This is a genomic window from Roseovarius sp. MBR-78 (assembly GCF_040547535.1).
In the GTDB taxonomy this organism is placed as follows: domain Bacteria; phylum Pseudomonadota; class Alphaproteobacteria; order Rhodobacterales; family Rhodobacteraceae; genus Roseovarius.
In genome coordinates, this window is the sequence record NZ_JBEPPX010000035.1 from 1 (window position 1) to 21034 (window position 21034).

The 21034-nt window shown below is 61.5% G+C and carries 19 protein-coding genes; 7 read left to right on the forward strand and 12 right to left on the reverse strand.

The features are described 5' to 3' along the window. Positions 1-738: 738 nt before the first annotated feature. A complete protein-coding gene (locus ABIE58_RS18395) occupies positions 739-1458 on the reverse strand; it encodes an acyl-CoA dehydrogenase family protein (protein ID WP_354546131.1) in 720 nt (239 codons plus the stop codon). 127 nt (positions 1459-1585) lie between these two features. On the opposite strand from ABIE58_RS18395, the gene ABIE58_RS18400 reads away from it, so the two are divergent. After that, on the forward strand, positions 1586-3586 hold the full coding sequence (locus ABIE58_RS18400) for an FAD-dependent oxidoreductase (protein WP_037239527.1): 2001 nt from the start codon (positions 1586-1588) through the stop codon (positions 3584-3586). Positions 3587-3689: 103 nt separating this feature from the next. On the opposite strand, the gene ABIE58_RS18405 is transcribed toward ABIE58_RS18400, so the two are convergent. The 5 genes from ABIE58_RS18405 to ABIE58_RS18425 form a co-directional block, all read right to left on the reverse strand. Continuing rightward, positions 3690-4145, reverse strand: coding sequence for a PaaI family thioesterase (locus ABIE58_RS18405; protein ID WP_037239524.1), 456 nt, complete (start codon positions 4143-4145; stop codon positions 3690-3692). 21 nt (positions 4146-4166) lie between these two features. Then, the gene (locus ABIE58_RS18410; protein WP_037239522.1) at positions 4167-4898 is read right to left on the reverse strand and encodes an AraC family transcriptional regulator; all 732 of its coding nucleotides are present in this window, start codon (positions 4896-4898) and stop codon (positions 4167-4169) included. Continuing rightward, entirely contained in the window at positions 4882-5196 is a 315-nt protein-coding gene (locus ABIE58_RS18415) for an NmrA family NAD(P)-binding protein (RefSeq protein WP_037239520.1), read from the reverse strand. The genes ABIE58_RS18410 and ABIE58_RS18415 overlap by 17 nt, the downstream gene beginning before the upstream one ends. Further along, positions 5193-6857 carry an acetate--CoA ligase gene (locus ABIE58_RS18420; RefSeq protein ID WP_354546132.1) on the reverse strand — a complete coding sequence of 555 codons (1665 nt, stop codon included), beginning with the start codon at positions 6855-6857 and terminating at the stop codon, positions 5193-5195. Before ABIE58_RS18420 ends, ABIE58_RS18415 begins: the two co-directional genes overlap by 4 nt. A gap of 357 nt (positions 6858-7214) precedes the next feature. Next, a complete protein-coding gene (locus tag ABIE58_RS18425; RefSeq protein ID WP_354546135.1) occupies positions 7215-7976 on the reverse strand; it encodes a glucose 1-dehydrogenase in 762 nt (253 codons plus the stop codon). A gap of 127 nt (positions 7977-8103) precedes the next feature. Between ABIE58_RS18425 and ABIE58_RS18430 the strand changes: the two genes are divergently transcribed. Next, on the forward strand, positions 8104-9429 hold the full coding sequence (locus ABIE58_RS18430) for a TetR/AcrR family transcriptional regulator (protein WP_037239514.1): 1326 nt from the start codon (positions 8104-8106) through the stop codon (positions 9427-9429). A gap of 18 nt (positions 9430-9447) precedes the next feature. Here the strand turns inward: ABIE58_RS18430 and ABIE58_RS18435 are convergent, their stop codons facing one another. The 4 genes from ABIE58_RS18435 to ABIE58_RS18450 are packed head-to-tail and all read right to left on the reverse strand — an operon-like array spanning position 9448 to position 11993. Continuing rightward, entirely contained in the window at positions 9448-9858 is a 411-nt protein-coding gene (locus ABIE58_RS18435; RefSeq protein WP_037239512.1) for a PaaI family thioesterase, read from the reverse strand. Further along, positions 9855-10331 carry a PaaI family thioesterase gene (locus tag ABIE58_RS18440; RefSeq protein WP_037239510.1) on the reverse strand — a complete coding sequence of 159 codons (477 nt, stop codon included), beginning with the start codon at positions 10329-10331 and terminating at the stop codon, positions 9855-9857. The genes ABIE58_RS18435 and ABIE58_RS18440 overlap by 4 nt, the downstream gene beginning before the upstream one ends. An 11-nt stretch (positions 10332-10342) precedes the next feature. Beyond that, positions 10343-11155: an enoyl-CoA hydratase-related protein gene (locus tag ABIE58_RS18445; RefSeq protein ID WP_354546133.1), complete on the reverse strand. Its 813-nt coding sequence runs from the start codon at positions 11153-11155 to the stop codon at positions 10343-10345. After that, complete coding sequence (locus ABIE58_RS18450; protein WP_037239505.1) at positions 11139-11993, reverse strand: SDR family NAD(P)-dependent oxidoreductase; 855 nt, start codon at positions 11991-11993, stop codon at positions 11139-11141. The genes ABIE58_RS18445 and ABIE58_RS18450 overlap by 17 nt, the downstream gene beginning before the upstream one ends. Positions 11994-12468: 475 nt before the next feature. On the opposite strand from ABIE58_RS18450, the gene ABIE58_RS18455 reads away from it, so the two are divergent. Genes ABIE58_RS18455 through ABIE58_RS18475 form a run of 5 tightly spaced genes read left to right on the forward strand, consistent with a single transcriptional unit; the run spans position 12469 to position 18802 of the window. Further along, complete coding sequence (locus ABIE58_RS18455; RefSeq protein ID WP_354546134.1) at positions 12469-13230, forward strand: TetR/AcrR family transcriptional regulator; 762 nt, start codon at positions 12469-12471, stop codon at positions 13228-13230. 3 nt (positions 13231-13233) lie between these two features. Then, positions 13234-14832: an acyl-CoA carboxylase subunit beta gene (locus ABIE58_RS18460; protein ID WP_037239501.1), complete on the forward strand. Its 1599-nt coding sequence runs from the start codon at positions 13234-13236 to the stop codon at positions 14830-14832. Positions 14833-14841: 9 nt separating this feature from the next. After that, positions 14842-15636: a crotonase/enoyl-CoA hydratase family protein gene (locus ABIE58_RS18465; RefSeq protein ID WP_037239499.1), complete on the forward strand. Its 795-nt coding sequence runs from the start codon at positions 14842-14844 to the stop codon at positions 15634-15636. Beyond that, the gene (locus tag ABIE58_RS18470) at positions 15633-17639 is read left to right on the forward strand and encodes an acetyl/propionyl/methylcrotonyl-CoA carboxylase subunit alpha (RefSeq protein WP_037239497.1); all 2007 of its coding nucleotides are present in this window, start codon (positions 15633-15635) and stop codon (positions 17637-17639) included. Before ABIE58_RS18465 ends, ABIE58_RS18470 begins: the two co-directional genes overlap by 4 nt. Further along, entirely contained in the window at positions 17636-18802 is a 1167-nt protein-coding gene (locus ABIE58_RS18475) for an acyl-CoA dehydrogenase family protein (protein ID WP_037239494.1), read from the forward strand. Before ABIE58_RS18470 ends, ABIE58_RS18475 begins: the two co-directional genes overlap by 4 nt. A 50-nt stretch (positions 18803-18852) precedes the next feature. Here ABIE58_RS18475 and repC read toward each other — a convergent pair whose 3' ends face one another. Both repC and ABIE58_RS18485 read right to left on the reverse strand, forming a co-directional pair. Beyond that, the gene (repC, locus tag ABIE58_RS18480) at positions 18853-20100 is read right to left on the reverse strand and encodes a replication initiation protein RepC (RefSeq protein WP_348409308.1); all 1248 of its coding nucleotides are present in this window, start codon (positions 20098-20100) and stop codon (positions 18853-18855) included. Positions 20101-20325: 225 nt separating this feature from the next. Further along, positions 20326-20985: a hypothetical protein gene (locus ABIE58_RS18485; RefSeq protein ID WP_348409309.1), complete on the reverse strand. Its 660-nt coding sequence runs from the start codon at positions 20983-20985 to the stop codon at positions 20326-20328. Positions 20986-21034: the final 49 nt, after the last annotated feature.

A 21034-nucleotide genomic window follows, 5' to 3' on the forward strand; every position in this document is an offset into this window, starting at 1 on the left:
CTGCCGGATGCGTTTTTCGCGTCTATGGCGGTGACGATAATGGGTGGCCTCGCGTTTGCCTCGGTGCTGACCCTTGTCGCCGTGCCGGTACTTTACGCACTTCTTTTCCGTATCCGTCCACCAAAAGAAGAAAGCACCGACTCGAAAACCGGAACAGCCTCTGGTTGAAGTGGTTCATGCTTCAAGTAGGTAGGGATCACCCTTGGAACAAAATGCCTTTGTAGAGTAGCGCCAGCTTCTAAATCGTGGCGAAGGCAGGCGATATTTTCTTTAGACCATCAACATTTCTTGCTTGCGCGAGGGTCAGCTACGCCCGGAAAAGAGAATGTTGCCGCAAAGCGGTCCGTTCGTTAAACGCAAAAGGCCCACCAGTGATGGCGGGCCTTCCGGTTGAATTCTCTGTATCAGTTCGCGCAGGCGCGGATGGCTTCGATGTCCGGCCCATTGTGTCACTGTACCCTAATTAATCAGAATCTGGATTGAAATTTCCCAACAATTTCAATGGCGATCTGTACCTTTAATTTCCGTATTGTGCCGTTTATTGCAATACTGCACCCTTAATTGCCAGACGGTCGAAATTGTGGAAAACGTAGCCGCCTCTTGTGGCGGGCAAACGGATATTGGCCTTCCAAGGTAGGCAAAACGTTGAGCGTCGTCCTGCAACATGACCTGTGGAAATATTGTAATTAAGGGTACAATTTTGCCCCTAATCACTCTGAACCCGCAGATTCTGATCAATTAGGGTACAGTGACAATGATCGTGCCAAAGGCGCGGTCCTGTTCGGCCATCATGTTTTCGGCCGGAACAAAAATATCGTCAAAAAACACCGATCCGCGCCCAACCGGCTTGGTGCCGATGTCGTCAAAATGGGTGCGCGTGATGCCTTCCTGGTTCAGATCGATGAAAAAGGCACTGACCCCGCGCGAGCCCCCGTCAGGATCGCCCGTGCGTGCAAACACCACGGCTGCGTCGGCTTGGGACGCAAAGCTCATCGAGGTCTTCTCGCCGTTCAGCCGCCAGCCGTTGCCGGATTTGGTGGCCTTGAGAACCAGGTTCGCCGCATCCGATCCGCCGCGCGGCTCCGTCAGGCCCAGACCAATGACGGCATCCCCCGAGACAACCTTGGGCACCCATTCCGACGCGATATCCTTGGAGGCGTGCTTGGCCACCATTCCCCCCATGAGAGAGCCGAGAAGCTGGACATAGCTTGCGTTGAAATCGGCATAGGCGATCTCTTCAACTATGAGTCCCGCAGTGACGGAGCTTTCGCCAAGCCCGCCGAATGCCTCGGGCAGATCGGCACCGATTAGACCCAGTGCGCCCATTTTCCTGATCAGCGCGCGATCAAAGGTGTGGCCGCTTGCGCGCTGCTGGTAGCCGGGCGCTAGCTTTTCGGTGGCGAATCGCTTCGCGGTTTCGCGAAACGCCTTTTGATCTTCTGTTGGCTGGAATTGCATCGGTGCTCCTCCCCGTGACTGAAAATTCTTCTTTCCAAAAATCTAACGAATGTTAGAATATAGATCAAGCGAAGTTTTGAGGAGAGCGTTCACAGTGGAAAATACGCAGAGGGAAAGCTTCGGGACCATGCTTTCGCCCATCCGCGCAGGCGGGCACATGTTGCGAAACCGTGTTATCATGGGGTCGATGCACACCAGGCTGGAAACCGAGCCGGACGGTCTCGCCAAACAGATCGCCTTTTACGTCGAAAGAGCGCGTGGCGAGGCGGCGATTCTGGTCACGGGCGGGTTTTCACCCAATGCCGAGGGGATATTCGATCCCGAAGGTCCGCGCATCGATGACCCGGATCAGGCGCGGCACCTGCGCCCGATCTGCGAGGCGGTCCAGGCCGAAGGCAGCCTGATCTGCGCGCAACTGCTTCATGCCGGGCGCTATGCAAAGATCGAAGGCTGCGTTGCCCCAACTCCGATCCGGGCACCGATCAACCGTTTCGTTCCGCGTGAAATGACCGATGCCGATATCCGCCGCACTATCGAAGATTTCGCCAAAGCCGCCGCCAATGCGCAGGCAGCGGGGTTCGATGGCGTGGAAATTATGGGGTCCGAGGGCTATCTTATCAACGAATTCACCGTCACGCATACCAACAAGCGTGAAGACGACTGGGGCGGAAGCGCCGAGAACCGCCATCGCTTTCCGGTCGAGATTGTGCGCGCGGTGCGCGAGCGGTGCGGGCCGGATTTCCTGATCATCTATCGGATTTCGGCGGCCGACCTGATCGAGGGCGGCGCGCCCGCAGATGAAATTGCCGCGCTCGCGCGCAAGATCGAGGCGGCGGGGGCCGACATTCTCAACACCGGCATCGGCTGGCACGAGGCACGCGTGCCGACGATTGCCTATCCGGTGCCGCGCGGGGCCTGGCGCAAGGCGGCGGCCAATATCAAGGCGGCGGTGTCGATCCCGGTGGTCGCCTCCAACCGGATCAACACGCCCGCAATGGCAGAGGACATACTGTCCTCAGGGGATGCAGACATGATCTCGATGGCGCGCCCCTTTCTAGCCGATCCGCATTTCGTAAAAAAGGCGCGCGAGGGCCGCGCGGACGAGATCAACACCTGCATCGCCTGCAACCAGGCCTGCCTGGATTTCATCTTCTCCGACCGGCCGGTGAGTTGCCTGGTCAATCCCCGGGCGGGCCACGAAACCGAATTCCGCGATACCCCCGCCGCGCAGCCGCGCAAGCTGGCCGTTGTCGGCGGCGGTGCCGCAGGAATGGCCACGGCCACCGAGGCGGCGCGGCTGGGCCACGACGTTACCCTGTTCGAGGCTCAGGACAAGCTGGGCGGGCAATTGAACCTGGCGCGCGCCGCGCCGGGCAAGGATGAGTTCGACGAAACCCTGCGGTATTATACCGGTCAGATGATAAAACACGGGGTCAAGCTGCGTTTGGGGCAGCGGGCTGACGCCGGTGATCTGACCGGCTTTGACCATGTGGTTATCGCCACCGGGGTGACGCCGCGCATTCCCGACCTGCCGGGCATCGACCATCCCAAGGTCGCGACCTATGCCGAAATCCTGTCCGGCGAAAGCATGGCGGGCGATACGGTGGTGGTGATGGGGGCAGGGGGCATCGGCCATGACGTGGCCGAGTTCCTCGTGACCGGATCGGCAGAGGTCCACAGCGCTGACACATTCTGCGAGACATGGGGCGTAGACCCGGAATTCGCCGCGTCGGGCGCGCTGGTGGGCGATCCGCTGGCATCGACACCATCGCGGCGCAAGGTGGTCATGCTTCAGCGAAAAACCTCGAAACCGGGTGCCGGGCTTGGCGTTTCGACGGGTTGGATCCTGCGCAACGCGCTGCGCAAGCATGGGGTCGAGGCCATCGGCGGGGTGGTTTATGACCGCATCGACGACGCGGGGCTGCATATACTCGTGGACGGAAAGCCAGAGGTCATCGCCGCCGACACGATCGTGCTCTGTACCGGGCAGGAACCCGAACGCGCCCTGGCCGAGGCCCTCGCCGCGCGTGGCGTCCCCGTCACGATGATCGGCGGGGCAAAGGAGGCCGCCGAACTTGATGCCTTGCGCGCCATCGATGAAGGGGTACGTCTGGCGCAAGGTCTCTGACCCGACAGCGGCCGGGGACAGGCAAGGTCAGCAGGCGGTTGGTGATACCGCCTGCATGGAGAGCCGATCGGCGCGGGAAATCACGAGGGCAAGCGCCGCGTCCTCACCCGGCCACGCCGGTCCGCCCCACCATCGCCATCAGCGTCGCGGTCATCGTGGCGACGAGCTTTTCCTCCCCGCCCTTCACGGCATAGGCGCGCGCCTCGCAGATGGTCAGGGTTTTCCCCGGTTTCAGCACGTCGGCGACAAAGCGAAACCGCGCGCCATTCGCCGGGTTGACCAGGTTGATCTTGAATTCCGCCGTCAGCACCGCAGCCTCGGCGGGCATCAGCGAAAACCCGGCATAGCCACACGCACTGTCAAGCGCGGTCGCAACGACCCCAGCGTGCAGGAACCCGTGCTGCTGGGTCAGCGCGTCATCATGCGGCATTTCCAGAACGATATGACCGGGCGCAAGCTCGGCAATGGTGATCCCCATCGTGCGCATCACGTTCTGGCGGTTGAAACTGTCGCGCACACGCGTATCAAAATCGGGGTCTCGCGGCTCGAATTTCGGCATGGTCTGGTTTTGCTCCTCTCGTTATCCGTTGATGATATGTTTTACACGGGTCTTCAGCCGCTCATCTTGTAAGAAATGGCCAAGGGGTTGCCGCGCCGCCTGACCGCGAAGCGCCCCAGGGGACATGCCGGCAAAGGCCCGACAAGCGGATGACATATGCGGTTGGTCGTAAAATCCGACGTCCAGGGCGAGATCGCTCAACGGAAGGGTCTGGCAGGCAAGTTCGTCAACCAGACGGCGAAAACGCCGGATCGCGGCGAGCCGTCTTCGTGACATGCCGGTCTCTGCCCGGATTCTGCGGCGTTCGGTCCGGTCGCTGAACGCCTGCGGGATCGCCGCGAATGACAGGTCTTCGGCCAATCCATCGAGTGCGGTGACAAGTGCAGGCATCCCGTCATCGCCGACCCTGACCCGTCGCAGGATCGAAGCCAAAGAGTCGAAAGTCTCGGCCGGGGGCATGCGCTGCGGTCGCGACGACAGCCGAAGCCCGGCCACGATGCCGCAAAAAGACGCCCGGCGGGGAACGAAGCCGGGGCGGGGTGGCGCGAGCGACACATGCTGGCCGGTATCGCAGGCGCTGAGAACGCTCACCGACAGGTCGAACAGATCGGTTGCGAACAGCCCCCTTCCGCGACGGCTCAGCACGCCAGCGTCGCGGAAAACGTACAGAGTCTCGACCTGTGCTTCCACGCCCGCAGGCGGTGCGAACTCGAGATAAAACGGCGCCGCCGTCAGGTCACTGGACGAAGGCATCCCGATTCTCGGCGACAAAATCGCGCAAGCAGCGGGCCGGGCGCCCGAGCACGTCGCTCACCGTGGTCTCGATCCCCGCGAGATAGCCCTTGGGGGCGATCGAGGCGAGTTCAACCATGGCCGCGGCGACCTCTTCCTGCATCCCGGCGGCGATCATGGCTGCCTTGGAGTCCTCTGCCGACAGGGGCGCGACCTTGGCGGGATCGCTGGTGACGGCGCGCACGGCCGCCCCCTTGGCAAGAAGCGTATCGACAAGCGGCGAGCCGGTGTTGCCGGTGGCTCCGAAGACGGTGATCATGACTTTTCCTTTCGCAGGTCTGCAATGGGCTGCATGGTTTCGGGATTGCTGATCGAGGACAGGTCGCCCGGATCCTCGCCCAAAAAGGCCGCGCGGACGATCCGGCGCATCGTCTTCATGCTGCGGGTCTTGGGCAGCGCCTGGACGAAATGGATCTCGCGCGGGCGGAAGGGTTTCGAGACGACCTCGCCCACCCGGTCCTTGAGCCGGTCCACGAGGGCCGCGTCGGGCGTCACACCCGGTCCCGCGACACAGATGCAGACCACCGCCACGCCCTTGATATAGTCGGGCGCGGCGATGGCGGCGGCGTCCACCACCTCACCGGTGCCGGTCAGGGCCGCCTCGATCTCGGGCGGGCCGATGCGCTTGCCGGCGATGTTGAGCGTGTCGTCCGACCGGCCGAGGATATACCATGTGCCGTCCGGATCGCAGCGCACCCAGTCGCCGTGCCGCCAGACACCGGGGAAGGTGGACCAGTAGGTTTCGAGGTATCTTTGCCGGTCGCCCCAGATCGCCAGGGTCAGGCCCATGGGCGGCTGGCTCACGACCAGTTCGCCCACCTCGCCCGGTGCGGCCTCGCTGCCATCCTCGCGCAGCACTTTCGTGCCCACACCGAGGGCCTGGGCCGAAAACCCGCCGGGTTTGAGCTCGTGCAGGACGGTCGAGGTCAGGATCGCCCCGAAAAGCTCGGTCCCGCCGGAGATGTTCAGCGGCACGGCGCGGCGACGGCAGATATGGTCAAGCTGCCAAAGCCAGGCATCTTCTGTCCATGGCTCTCCGGTCGAGGCGACGATGCGCAAGGACGACAGGTCATAATCAGAGAGCGGCGCGGGATCCTGCGTCATGAATTGGCGCACAAGCGTGGGCGCAACGCCAAGATGGGTCACCTTCATCTCTGCGGCGATGCGCAGAAGCCGGAACGGATCGCCGGGCATCGACGGCGCGCCCTCGGCCAGAACCAGCGTAGCCCCCGAAAGCAGCACCGACAGAAGGGTGAGCGGCCCCATCACCCAGCCCATATCGGTCATCCACAGATGCCGGTCGTCGCGCTTCATGTCGAGGCACAGCAGGAAATCCGCCGTGGCCTTGGCCGGCACACCAAGATGGGTATGCACCACGCCCTTGGGCTTGCCGGTCGTGCCCGAGGTATAGGCGATCAGCAGCGGCGCGTCGGCCTCGACCGGATGGGCGGGGCGTGTCGGATCGGCCTTGCCGACACTCTCCTGCCAGTCCAGATCGCGCGCCGGATAGGCCACTACGCCCCCGAATCGCCGCAGGCTGATGACGGTGTGGACCGCGGGCACCTCGGTCAGCGCCTCGGCCAGCGCGGCCTCCATCCAGACGGGCTTGCCGCGCCGGGGCGTGGCATCCGCCGTCAGAACCGCCACCGCCACGGCATCCTGGAGGCGGCTGACGATGGCAGGCGGCGCGAAGCCCGAGAACAGCGGCACCGCCACGGCCCCCAGCCGGGCAATACCCAGAAGGGCCGCTTCGATTTCGGGTATCATCGGCATGTAGATGCCCACCCTTTCGCCCGGTTTCACCCCGCGCGCGGCAAGCGCTGATGCCACGCGCGCGGTCTCGGCGGCAAGCTCGGCATAGGTCCAACAGCGGCGGCTTGCATCCTCGCCGACCCAGTCGATCACCATTTTGTCCGCCAACCCCTCCTCGATGCGCGCATCAAGGCATGTCTCTGTCAGGTTCAGAGCGGCGCCAACGGCCCATCGGATCGATTCGGGTCCCTTGAAAATATCGCGAAGCTGTAAGTAGGGGCGGCTGAACCGGATGCCGGCATGGTCGATGATCCGGCGGCAGAACCAGTCCGGCTCGGCGTTGGCGCGGCGGGCGAGATCTTCATAGCTGTCCGCGGCAAAGTCAGCCAGAAAAGCGGCAAGGGTACTTGAACGCTGAATGTCAGGAGATGGCTGGAACATCCTTGACCTTTCTCTAAGCCAGACAAGGCCGCGCCTGTGGCACGGCCTTACGGCTGTGCCGTATCACATCGCATCGCGACGCGATCACCCGTGCATCGACAAGCCACCTGAAACCGAAATGACCTGGCCGGTAATGAACCCGGCGTCGTCGGAAGCCAGGAAGCAGATGATCCCCGGGTAATCGGTCGGTTGCGCCAGACGCTTCATCGGGATGGCTCGCTTGAGACCTTCGGCGATCTTTGCACCGGCCTCGCCTTGGGCGATCTGAGCAAAAAGCGGCGTATCGGTCGGGCCGGGGGCGACCGCGTTCAACTGAACGCCCTTGCGCGCCAGTTCCCGCGCAACGGTTTTGGTGAACGAGATGATGCCGCCCTTGCAAGCCGAATAAACAGCCTCGCCCGACGAGCCGACGCGACCGGCGTCCGAGGCGATGTTGACCACGCGACCGCCACCGTTCCTGACCATCCCCGGCAACACCGCGTGATGCATGTTCAGCGGGCCGTAAAGGTTGATGTCGATGACCTTCTTCCAAAGGGCCTCGTCCGTATCGAGGAAGGGCTTGATCTCATCCCATCCCGCATTGTTCACCAGCACGTCAATCGCGCCAACCGCCTCGAACTCGGCCACGGCCTTGTCGACCTGGGCGCGGTCACTGATGTCCACCTTGAAAGCTTGGGCCTTTCTGCCCGCGCTCTGGATCGAACTGGCCGTCTCCTGCGATCCGTTTTCGTTCATGTCAAAGATCGCAACCTCGGCACCTTCTTCTCCGAAACGTAGGCAAACCGCGCGTCCGATGCCGCTGCCGCCGCCGGTTACGATCACGCGTTTTCCTCTCAATCCTCTCATAGGGAGGTTCTCCTTTTCCGCTATCAACTTGGTAAAGAACTTGATTCGAAGTGTCCCTTCATTCATTCTAACAAGTGTTAGATTTATTGCAATGGACACTCTTGCGACAGACAAGTATCGACAGCCAATGGTACGATCATTTGATGCAATCAAGAATACGGAAGACGATCTGAGCAAATCGGAGCGGACCCGCGGGGAGATTCTTTCTGCGGCTGCGCACCTTTTCCGGCACGAAGGTTTCTATGCGACAACGATGCGCGACATCGCGCAGAAATCTGGAATAGAGGCTGGAAGCATATATTATCATTTTGACTCAAAAGATAAAATTCTGAGCGAAGTGCTGGATATCGGGGTTCGGGAACTCTACGAAAAGGTCCACAACATCGTCCGATTGGCAAAGATAAAGGACTTTCGCAAGACCTTCGCCATTCTCATCGAAACGCACCTCACCTTTCTCTTGACTGACAGCGACTTCACCTCGGCCAATATCCGGAACTATCCGATGCTGTCGGATGAAGCCCGCGCCCCACACCGTGAGTTGCGTGCCGCGTATGCAGAGGTATGGAGCAGTTTTCTGGAAGACGCGAAGCGTGCCGGCCACCTGAGAAGCGACATTTCCATAACCGCGATCCGCCAGTTCGTTTTGAGCGCAATGAACTGGACTGTTGAATGGTATGATGTGGAACGGTATCCCGTGAGTGTCCTCTCGGACCGCATGAGCAAACTGATACTCGACGGAATGTGTACACGCCATAGAGCCAACACAGAGGGGCAGAAGACAAGCGCCGCCATTCCCGTCCAAGCTGCTAAATCGATCAACAAGGCCGAAAATACCCGCGCGGAAATCCTGAGGGCGGCAGCATGTGTGCTCAGGGACAATGGCTACAAAGCCACAACGCTAAGACAGATCGCGACGGAAGCTGATATGAAGGCAGGCAGCGTATACTACCATTTCAAATCCAAAGAAGAGATCGTAAACGAGGTCCTGAACGCCGGATTGAGCGATTTGCTATTTGGTGTCGGTGCCGCAGTCGAAGAATTTCATGAGCCATATGACCATCACGCAAGGATCGCGACCGCAATCTGGACACATCTTCATTTTCTCTTCAAGGCAAGCGAATTCACTTCTGCTAACATCAGAAGCTACGGTATGCTGCCCAAACATTTCAGGGAGCGACACAGGAAAATTCGACATGAATACGGACGACTCTGGGACAGAATTCTTCGCGAAGCGCAAGAAGACGACGCCATTAGGTCCGATATCAAAATTATCCCCCTGCGTCAGGTTATGTTGGGCGCCCTGAATTGGACGGTGGAGTGGTTCGATCCCAACAAGGCAGAAAAGCAGGGATATCTTTCACTGCCCGAGTTTTCTGACATGCTCATCAGACTTCTTCTTGAAGGGATCTGCGACAGGGAGAACGCCAGTTGCGCCACACAAACAGGAATTTAATGATCGCAACTATAGCGATCAGACCAAAAGGAAGTGGTAAAGCCCTTCCGCGACTGGTTTTTCTTGGTCCGTCTGCCATGCCATCACCCTGACGCTCGCGATGCGCTTGCCTTTGCGCGCCACCGTAGCGCGGGCATAGAGCGGTCCTCTCACGCCCGGCCTGAGGTAATCGACGGTAAGATTGATCGGCTTGGCCGGGACATCCGCAAAATCCGGCTGAACAGCGATTGCAGAAATGGCTTCCATGAAGCTTGCGATTATGCCGCCGTGGTAATGCTCCATGACCGGGTTGCCGATATGGCGTTCTAAAAAGATCATCTCGGCTTCGGCATGGAGGCTGTCCATGCTCTGGACCTCGAAATTGAGAAATCGGAAGAACGGCACCCGGGCTAGATTTGCATTGACGGTTTGCAAGGTCATCACGGTCATTTTTCCCTTGTCTCGGCGTCAAACAGGCTGGTTTCACCTCGCGTCAAGGCAAACGAGGCGGATCCCCGAGCGATTTCCTCATCCTCATGGCCATCGAACCAGATATTGCCAGAATTGAAGGCGATATGACGAGTCTGACGATAGCAATTGGCACGTACGAAGATATCTGCTCGGGAATGTACAGGCCGCAGGTAATCGACCCTTAGGTCAAGCGTTGCCATCGTGCTGACACCCTGGATGGCAATAAAGTTTGCAAGTCCGAATACACTGTCGAGAAGGGCCGTCAGGATGCCGCCGTGAAGCAGGGTCTGATCTCTGTCAACGCAGAAATCCGGATTGAACGGCATCCTCACCCGAACGCCTTCGGTCGATACTTCTTCGATCTCGAGCGCCATATGGTTAATCAGACCCTTACCGCGCGCATTCCACATCTGTGCGATCTGGTCCATTTTCTCCCGTGTGATGTCAGGCATACATTATTCCCCTAGCGCCCCGTGAAGTTCGGTTTTCGTTTTTCGAGAAACGCCGCAACCGCCTCGTGGTGGTCTTCGGTCTGATGCATCAAGGCCTGATAGGCCGCCGCAGAATTCAGGAAATCCGGCAGATCCATCCGCTCGGCATTGCGCATCAGGCGCTTGGCGACACGCACCGCTCGAGGTGGCTTGGATGCGATGACGGCTGCGCGTTCGCCGACGCGGTCCATGAGTTTGTCATGGGCCACGACCTCCAGCACCATGCCAAGCTCCAGCGCCTCGGCGGCATCGACCATGCGTCCCGAAAAGGTCAGATCGGCGGCTTTCTGGTGGCCTAGACGGCGCAGCATGAACCAGCTACCCGCATCGCCTGGAATGATGCCGAGATTCAGGAACACTTCGCCGAACCGTGCCTTTTCCGAAGCGATGCGCATGTCGCACATCATGGTCAGGTCGCATCCAGCGCCAACCGCCGGGCCGTTGACCGCGGCTATGGTCGGAATGTCTAGATTGTAAAGCGCCAGGGGCAGGCGCTGCACCCCGTCGACATAGCTTTGCGCTGCCGCAAGCGGTTCCTTGCGAAAGACACTTTCGGGGTCGTTCATCTCCTTAATGTCGCCACCGGAGCAAAATGCCGGATCTGCGCCTGTCAGGATCATGACGCTAACATCGGGGTTTGCCTGCACCTGCGCGAATGTGTCCAGAAGGGCGGCGATCATGTCGTTTCCGGTAACCGGATTGCGGCGTTCCGGATCGTTCAGCGTGACCGTGGCGATCCTGTCGGAGATATTCAGAAGAACGGGGGGGTTACTCATTCTTGCCATCTCCTCGTTCGCGCTTCTCGAACATTTCAGGATTTATCATGTCACGGGCATCGTGACCCATGTGCAGGGTTTCCCCGCCACCTATATAGATGTCTTCGTCAGTAATGAAATCCCCCAATCTGGACGCGAGGAAGATGACCGTGCTGGCGATGTCCTCGGCCACGGCCATACGGTTCAGGACCGAGCGGTTGAGTTCCTTCCAACGTTCCGGTGGAATGGGGTAGCGGCCAAGCGCCTCGGTCTTGATTGTTCCCGGCGCGACGCAGTTCAGGCGGATACCGTATTCGCCCCATTCGGCAGCCAGCGTCTTCATCATGCCCGTCACACCGGCGCGGGCGGCGACGGTATGGGTTAAACCAGTGAGCGCGGTGCGCGCTGAAATGGCGGCCACAAAGACGATGGAGCCACCATTGCCACACATGAAATGATCGGCCACACAGCGGGTTATCTGCCACGATCCGATCGGATTATTGCGGATCACCGCTTCGAAGCCCTTGTTGGTGATGTCGCGCGCCGCCGCGATATACTGGCCGCCCGCGTTATTCACCAGGACGTCAAGCTGCCCATATTGGTCCTTTATACGCGCCATCGCGGCCTCTATACTATCTTCTTCGCGGGTGCCGCCGGGCACGACAACGGCCTCGCCACCCGCCGCGCGGACCATCCGGGCGGTCTCTTCCAGTGGCTCCTGACGGAGCGCAAACAGTGCCAGCCTAGCCCCGCAAGAAGCCATTTCCAGCGCCGTGGCCCGACCCATACCCGAACCGGAGCAGATAACTAGCGCGACTTGGCCGACAATGAGGTCTGGCGCAAAGCGCCGCGCTTTTTCTTCGCTCATGTCTTTACCTGCCGAACAGAGTGCCAATCGCGTCCACTGAAATCAAACACATGTTAGAAATTAGATCAAGCCAAGCTTTTTCCGACGTGACGTTGCACCCAAAGCGAAAGGAAGATGCGGGGAGGCTTTGGCAACACGACAACTGCCCGACCTCTGGCGCTCGAACTGAGACGAGAAGTTGGTAAGTGTCTACTTTGATCAAAAGACGGTCGAAATCAGCGGAAAGTGCGGCGACTCAGGCAGCGAGACAAGCCTGCGCATCGTTGATAGTACGCCGAATCAAAAATTAAAGAACGCAAAGCGCGACAAGGCTTAAGTGGGCCATGTCAGGATTGTTCCATGTCACAAGGCAGAAAAATTCGAAGGCTATATGGCTAGGATGTGATGGCACCTGCGGTCAGGGCAAACCAACTCAGCGCGAAAAACCTGGTTGCACTGTTTCGGCAGCAGGGCGCCTACGATGGCCCCATATGTCTTGACGACTCATCAGGACGTCGACAGGGCCAAGGCTATTTCAAAAACCGCCTATCAACGTGTCGAGATGGTTGACAGGGTAGTGCTGAAATGCCTAACATATGTTAGTTATGTAAATTACGGAAGAAAAGCCTTGCCGGATGCGACGATGAGCGAGACCAGCAAGACCCCGCGCATCGTTGTGGGCCGCGAGGGCGTGCTGAATGTTGCGGCGCGGCTTTTTCGTGATCACGGCTACGGGAGCGTATCTCTCCGAAAGATCGCCGAGGCTGCGGGGATCAAGGCGGGCAGCATCTATTACCATTTTGGCTCTAGGGATGAGATAGTCGTGGAGATACTCGACGCTGGCATCCGCACCGTTCACGAGAGCGTGCGACAGGCCATTGCCGCCATGCCCGAGGAGGCCGACGCCGAATCGATCCTCCGAGCCGCGATCGGGGCGCATCTGCGCGCGCTTCTCGATGCAAGCGATTATTCCTCGGCCAATGTGCGCATTTTCGGGCAGGTGCCGCAATCCGTCCGCGATGCCAATCTGCCCACCCGCCGCGCCTATGAGGGCGAATGGGACGCCCTGTTGTCGCGCCTGCAGAAAAACGGCGCCCTGAAAGCCGGCCTCGACATTCGCCGCCTGCGCCTAATGCTGATTGGCGCGTTGAATGCCACACTTGAATGGTTCGACCCAGATCGCGGCAGTGCAGATGCGTTGTCGCAGACCTATGCCGATGTGTTCCTCCACGGAATACTCGAAGAACAGGAGACCTGACACATGGCGCGCCTTGAAACAGCAGTGCTGACCGCATCGGAGATCTACGCCCGCAATCACGCAGCGCAGAGCGCGCGCATCGGAACCCTGCGCGCGCGGATTGCCGAGGCCACGTCGGGCGGCCGCCCCGACATGGTTGAGCGTCACCGCAAGCGCGGCAAGCTGCTGGTCCGCGAACGCATCGACCTGCTGGTCGATCCGGGCACGGCGTTTCTGGAGCTGTCGTCGCTCGCGACCTACGGGCAATACGGGGGCGAAGTTCCCGGCGCCGGGATCGTGACCGGTATCGGCATCGTCCACAGGCTGCCCTGCATGGTGATCGCCAATGATGCGACGGTGAAGGGTGGCTCTTTTTACCACGAGACCGTGCAGAAACACATCCGCGCCCAGGAAATCGCGGCGGACAACCGGATGCCCTGCCTGTATCTGGTGGATTGCGGCGGCGCCTATCTGCCGGAACAGGACCGGGTGTTTCCCGATGCCCGGCATTTCGGCAATTCCTTCTATCGCCAGACCAACATGTCGGCCAGCGGCTTGCCGCAGATCTCGGCGGTGTTCGGCGGCTGCACGGCGGGCGGCGCCTATATTCCCGCCCTGTCGGACGAGGTCATCATGGTGCGTGGCAACGCGCGTATCCATCTGGGCGGCCCCTCGATCGTCAAGGTGGCGATCAACGAAGAGGTCGATGGCGAAACACTTGGCGGTGCCGAAATGCACTCGCGCGTTTCGGGTGTGTCCGACCATCTTGCCGAGGACGAATACCATGCGCTGGCGCTGATGCGCGACATCGTGGCCGGGCTTGGCCAGCCGCGCGAAATGCGGCCCGACACGGCCCCCGAACCGCCCGCGCACGATCCCTCCGAATTGCCCGGCATCATCAGCGCCGACCGCAAACAGCCCTATGACATGCGCGAGGTTCTGTTGCGCATGATCGACGCGGGCGAATTCCGCGAATTCAAGCCCGGCTGGGGCGAGACGCTGGTCTGCGGCACGGCGCGCATCCATGGCTATCGCGTCGGCATCCTAGCCAATAACGGCGCGCTTCTGTCGGACAGTTCGCTCAAGGGGGCGCAGTTTGTTTCGATGTGCGACCAGCGCAATATCCCGCTTTTGTTCCTGCACAACATCTCGGGCTTCATGGTCGGGACAGAGGCCGAGCGCGGCGGCATCGCCAAGGACAGCGCCAAGCTGGTCTATGCCATGTCCGTGGCCAAGGTGCCGCGCATGTCGGTCCTGCTGGGCGGCTCTTATGGCGCGGGCAATTACGGCATGTGCGGGCGCGGCTTCGGGCCGGATTTCCTGTTCGCATGGCCCACGGCGGAACTGGCCACGATGTCGGCCGATATCGCCACCAACGTGATGCTGGAACTGCGCCGCCAGAAAGGCGGCGACCCTGACCGGATGCAGGCCGACATGGCCCGGATCGAGGCGCAGGTGCGCGCCCAATACGGCGAACAGTCCGATCCCTATTATGCCACGTCGCGGCTTTGGGATGACGGGCTGATCGAACCGGGCCAGACCCGCGACATCCTTGGCCTGTGCCTGGCCATCGTAACATCGGTGCCAGGGGCAGGGCGCCATACACCCGTATTCAGAATGTGAGGCAATAACATGACGACGACGTATGAAACCCTCCTGATCGGGACCGATGCGCGCGGTGTCGCCACCGTAACCCTGAACCGACCCGAGAAACACAATGCCCTGAACGGCACGCTGATCGCGGAACTCGATGACGCAGCCGGGCGGCTGGCATCCGACGACAATGTGCGCATCGTGGTACTGACCGGCAGCGGCAAGAGCTTTTGCGCCGGGGGAGATTTCAACTGGTTCGCCTCGAATATCGAAAAGACCCGCGCCGAGCGGGTCGAGCAAAGCGCCACGCTTGCGCAGCTTTTGCGCCGGCTCGACACAATGCCCAAGCCGCTGATCGGGCGGATCAACGGCCCGGCCTATGGCGGCGGGGTCGGCCTGATTTCGATCTGCGACTACACCATCGGCACCGAGGGGGCGCGGTTTGGCCTGACCGAGGTCAGGCTGGGCCTGCTGCCCGCCAATATCTCGCCCTACGTGGTCGCCCGCATCGGCAAGGTGCATTCACGCGAGACGATGCTTTCGGGTGCCCTGTTCGACAGCGCCCGCGCCGAACGGATCGGGCTTCTGAGCGAGGTCGTGGCCCCCGACGATCTGGACGGCGCCGTTGAACGGGTGGTGCACGATCACCTTCAGGCGGCGCCCGGTGCCGTGGCCGATACCAAGGCGCTGATCGCCTATGTCGCGGCACATGACCTGAAAACCAACATGATCTACACCGCCGACCGGCTGGCCGATGCCTGGGAAACCAGCGAAGGGATCGAGGGTATCAACAGCTTTCTTGACAAGAGCAGCCCGTCCTGGCGCGTGAAATGAGCTTTACCCGCGTCCTGATCGCCAACCGGGGCGAGATTGCCCGGCGCATCCAGCGCGGTTGCCGCAAGCTGGGGCTGGAAACGGTGGCCGTCTTTTCCGAGGCCGACCGCGATGCGCCCTTCGTGGCCGAGGCCGATCACGCCGTCTGCATCGGCCCCGCCGCCCCGTCCGCCAGCTATCTAAACGTCGCGGCAATTCTCGAGGCCGCGCGCGCCACCGGCGCGGGCGCGGTGCATCCCGGTTATGGCTTTCTGTCCGAAAACGCCGATTTCGCGGCGGCGGTCGAGGCGGCGGGCCTGGTCTTTGTCGGGCCGGAAGCGCGCGCCATCGCGAAAATGGGCTCCAAGATCGCGGCCAAGGCCGCCGCCGAGGCCGCCGGCGTGCCGGTGCTGCCCGGTTATCGCGGCGACGATCAGTCCGACGCGCGCCTGCTGCAAGAGGCTGGCGCGCTCGGGGTGCCGTTCCTGGTCAAGGCCAGTGCGGGCGGCGGCGGGCGCGGGATGCGCCTCGTCACCGACATGGCCGACGCGCCCGAGGCGATCGCCGCTGCCCGCGCCGAGGCGCAGGGCGCATTCGGCGACCCGGCGGTGTTCCTGGAACGCTATGCCCCCCGCGCCCGCCATGTCGAGGTGCAGGTGCTGGGCGACACCCACGGCACCGTGCTGCACCTGGGCGACCGCGACTGTTCGCTTCAGCGCAACCACCAGAAACTGATCGAAGAGGCCCCGGCCCCCGATCTGCCCGACGATCTGCGCGACGACATGCGCACAGCCGCCGTGCGGCTTGCGCAGGCGATCGGATACCGCTCTGCCGGGACGGTGGAATATCTTTATGACTCCGAGCACGCCGCGTATTACTTTCTCGAGATGAACACCCGCCTTCAGGTCGAACATCCCGTGACCGAGGCGATCACCGGGATCGACCTGGTGGAATGGCAATTGCGCATCGCGCGGGGCGAGGCGCTTGGCTTTGCGCAAACCGATCTGCGCTTCGACGGCCATGCCATCGAGGTGCGCATCGCCGCCGAAAACCCGGCTGAAAACTACCGCCCCGAAACCGGCACGATCACGCTTTGGGCACCGCCTTCGGGCGTTCGGCTCGATACCGGGGTCGGCGAAGGCTCGGTTGTCGGCCATCACTACGATTCCATGCTGGCCAAGCTGATCGTCCATGCCCCCGACCGGGCACAGGCGATCCGCGAAAGCGTGGCCGCGATCAATCGCTTCGCCGTGGGCGGGGTGGGGGTGAACCTTGCCTTTCAGCGCGCCTTGCTGATGCATCCCGATTTTGCCGCGCTCCGGCATCATACCGCCGGGCTGGCCGATCTGTTTCCGGGCGGATGGACGCCCCCGGAACCCGATGCGCAAAGCCGCGCGCTGGCGTCACTGGCCCTGCATCTGCATCTTGCGCCAAAGACCGGCAACACCCCGTGGCAAACGCTGGGGGCCTGGCGTCTGACCGCGCCCGCGGGTCGGACGGGGGCGGCATATTATTGGGCCTTGGGCGATGACGACCCTACCCGCGTTGCGGGCGATGCAACGCAACTGGCGATGATATTGCCCGACTGTGCCGATTTGACCGTTGAATTGCCGGACCTGGCCGCCAATCGCCTGACCGGGCGCATCGACGGTATCCCCCTTGTCCGCACCGCCCATCTGCGCCGCGCGAGGGATCACTGGCAGGTGCACCTGTCCACCCCCGACGGCATGGCCACCTTCGGGTTTGAAACGCTGGCAGACCGCCACCTGCAACGCGCCTCGAAACAGGCCGGGGGGGCAGACACCCTGCGCGCCCCGATGCCCGGCGCGGTGGTCGAGCTGCGCGTCGCGCGCGGCGACCGGGTGGCGGCGGGCGACACGCTGGTGGTGCTTGAGGCGATGAAACTGCTGCAAAGCCTGACCGCCCCCGTTTCGGGCACCGTGGCTGAAATCTACTGCGCGCCCGGCGATACGGTCGCCGGGCAGGCCCCCCTTGTAAAACTAGACCCGGAGGAAACCCCATGACCAGACAAGACCCCATCGATGCGGCCACAGGCCCGTTCAACGAAGACCTGGAGTTGATCCGCGCGCAGTTGCGCCGGTTCATCGAAACCGAAGTAACGGCCAAGGCCGACGCCTGGGAACAGGACGGCATGGTGCCGCGCGACGTGCTGCGCCGAATGGGCGATCTGGGCGTGCTGGGGATGCGCTATGATCCGCAATATGGTGGCGCGGGGCTGGATGTGATGTCGAGCGTCATGCTCGCCGAGGAGGTGGGGCGTTCCACCTTCGGAGGCTTTTCGGCCACGGTTCTGGTGCATACCGACATGGCCTCGCCGCATCTGGAAAACGCGGGCTCACCCGAACAGAAGGCGCGCTGGATGCCTTTGATCACCTCGGGCGAAAAGATCGCAGCCGTGGCCGTGACCGAACCGGGCGCCGGTTCCGATGTCGCGGGGATGCGCACGCGCGCGGTGCGCGACGGTTCGGACTGGGTGCTCAACGGCACCAAGATGTTCATCACCAACGGGGTGCATGGCGATCTGTATTTCGTTGGCGCGAAAACCGACCCCGACGCCAAGGGCTCGCGCGGGATCACCATATTCGCGGTTGAAAAGGGCACGCCCGGATTCTCGGTCGGCCGGGCCTTGAACAAGACCGGCTGGCTGTGCTCGGACACTGCCGAGCTGATCTTCGAGGATGTGCGCATCCCGGCCGAAAACGTGCTGGGCGAGGTCAACCGGGGCTTTTATTCGGTGATGAAGAACTTCCAGAACGAACGGATCGTGCTGGGCGCGATGGCCTGCTCCGAAGCGCAGACCGCGCTCGACATGACGGTGGATTACGTCAGGCAGCGCAAGGCCTTCGGCGGCGTGCTCTGGGACAAGCAGGCAGTGCGCCAGCGGCTGGCCGATTGCCAGACCCGGATCGAGGCCGGACGCCAGCTTACCTATCACGCGGCCAGGCTGGACGCGGCGGGCCGCGATTGCGTCAAGGAGGTCTCGATGGTCAAGGCCTATTGCGGCGAACTGGTGAACAGCGTGCTTTACGATTGCGTGCAGTTTCATGGCGGCATGGGCTACATGCGCGAAACGCCGGTGGAACGCATGTCGCGCGACGCCCGCGTTCAGGCCATAGGCGGGGGCGCCACCGAGGTCATGCTCGAAGAAGTCGCCAAACGGATGTGAGCCATCAACCCAGAAAATTCAACTGCCCTATTGGCGCTGATAGCGGACAGTTAATGGGAAGTTGTTCTTGTAGCTTTCCGTACACCCCACGAGTATATATATGCTGGTTCCAGGGCGTCTGTTACCGCACGAGTTACCGCAGAATTCACACCAGAGCGTCGCCGTCGTAGGGCTGCAAGGCTCGGATTTACGTCTAGCCTCCCTGCCTTGGCCCGCCGGATCATCTCGCGCATCAATCCGCCCGGATTGCGAACGGGATATGTGGGGTGATCTCGCCCCGCATCAACCAGAAGAAGGCAGAGCGCCAATCCGTGGTCGCCCAAGGTGCTCTGGCCTTCAAACCAGACTGACGGATGTATATCGAGCATGGGCAATAGCCGCCAGGCGGCCTCAATGATGTCGCGTTCCCTGAGCGGCGCGTTCTTTTGTTGGCGCGCGTCAAGCATCATGCGCAGCCCGTCACCTGCAATTGCGTAAAGGATCCCAGGCGTCAGAGTGGGAGGCGCGGGGCAGGGAAGTGATGGCGGCAATTCACTCTCTGCAACTTCTTCGCATCTTGCGGAGTTATCCACAGCAGAGGGCTCTTCTACATTTTGAATTTCTTCCTTGGTGTTCTGTGTAAAGGGCCGGAAGTTTTCCGCTGGTTCGCCGGAAGAAAGCCAATGTTTTTCAAACCAGTCATCGATACGGCTGCATAATTCGGAACTCGCCTGCAGATGGGCGGTAAGCCGGTCCAAACCAAGATGGCTCAACGCATCGCTGCGTGGCCAGCTTGCGAAACTGGCAAGAATATCTGTGACCTCCGGATCCTCAGTGGCCCAGGAGGGCAGGGCAGCGATGCACCGCTTCATTTGCCGCAGACGCAGTGATCGAAGATCCCTTAAAGCGCGCAAATGCTTCCGTTCCGCGCGGAGCCGGTCACGAAGGGCTATGAACTCCTCCAGGCGCGCGATCAGCGGCGTGAGGATCAAGCCGAGACCGGCGCGGCCATAGCGAGCCCCGTTCGCCGCGACGCGTTTGACGATCAGGCCGAGCCTTGCCAGCGCGGCCTCATCCGAGCGCAACTGGCGCGGCGTCTTGCCAAGTTCGACCGCTGCGAGGTCTTGCGCCCCAAAGAACACCGGTTCGCGGTGCGGGGAGATCCAGTCGGAGGCGCGGGTGCGCCCGATGATGTAGTTCAGCACCGCGAGGCGCGCCGGGCGCAGACCGATATGCGGGGCTATCTCCGAGAGAAGCGCCATTAAAGCGCCTTTGGTCCAGACGTCCGGCAAGGCCGGGTGGTTTCGAGTGGAGTTCATATCTTGTCCTTGTCAGTATGGGACAAGGCCGCAACAGGGCATTCGCATCCCGGCAAGAGATACGTTTTTTCTTTGCCTTGACCGTCGGGGCTGCTAGAACAGGGTCACAGTTTGAGTTGACCTATCGGAACGCCAATTCCGTTGCTCTTTGAGCCCCTCGCATGGTTGCCGCCTTGCGGGGGTTTCTCTTTTCTGGGGTGTCGAGTCCTTCTATGGGGTTTGGGATCAGTAATTGACCTGCTCAGAGCCGTAAGTGCCCTCGTGATCTTCCCAGTCGACAAAGACGGCACGGACCCGGATGCTCGGGCAGGTGGCCCCGAAACCTTCGTCGCCCTGGAAGGCTGGCGGTAGGTCGCCCGGGGAGGCGATCCGCCATCGAAACTGCCCCGTGCTGTCGTAAGAACCATGCCGGATCAGGTCCGTGCGTCGACAATGCTCACCTTCGCCAACCACCCCCTGGGACAAAGAAGCGTCAAACACATCAATGGAGCGGATGAAGGCAAAGGCGGACCCACTGACATCGATATCAGCACCATGTCCGACGGCCTGCGCGAGATGGAGCCCTTCCATCTGGGGGGCCGGGGAAACTGCTGGCCCGGGATTGACCCCCGCCAGCCTGTAAAGGCGCGCGACTGGGTCCGGCGTTTCAAGCGCCGCGCGCATCGGGCAGCGCCAGATCTGCAGTGGTGGCTCGACCGGCCAGGGTGTTATGCGGCGGATGAACTCCGCGCGCGCGCGGGCACAGGGAACCGACGCGGGCCAACCGCCTGCGAGGCACAACAGGATCGCACAGTCGATCTGGTAGCCTTGTGCGGCAACGGGTTTGGCAGCGAGCGGTGTGAGCCCGATCGCGATCATCGCGGCCGTTGACAGAAGCCGCCTCATGACAGAGCGCCGCCGCTAACCTGTTGTCGTATAATAAGACTTATGTTAA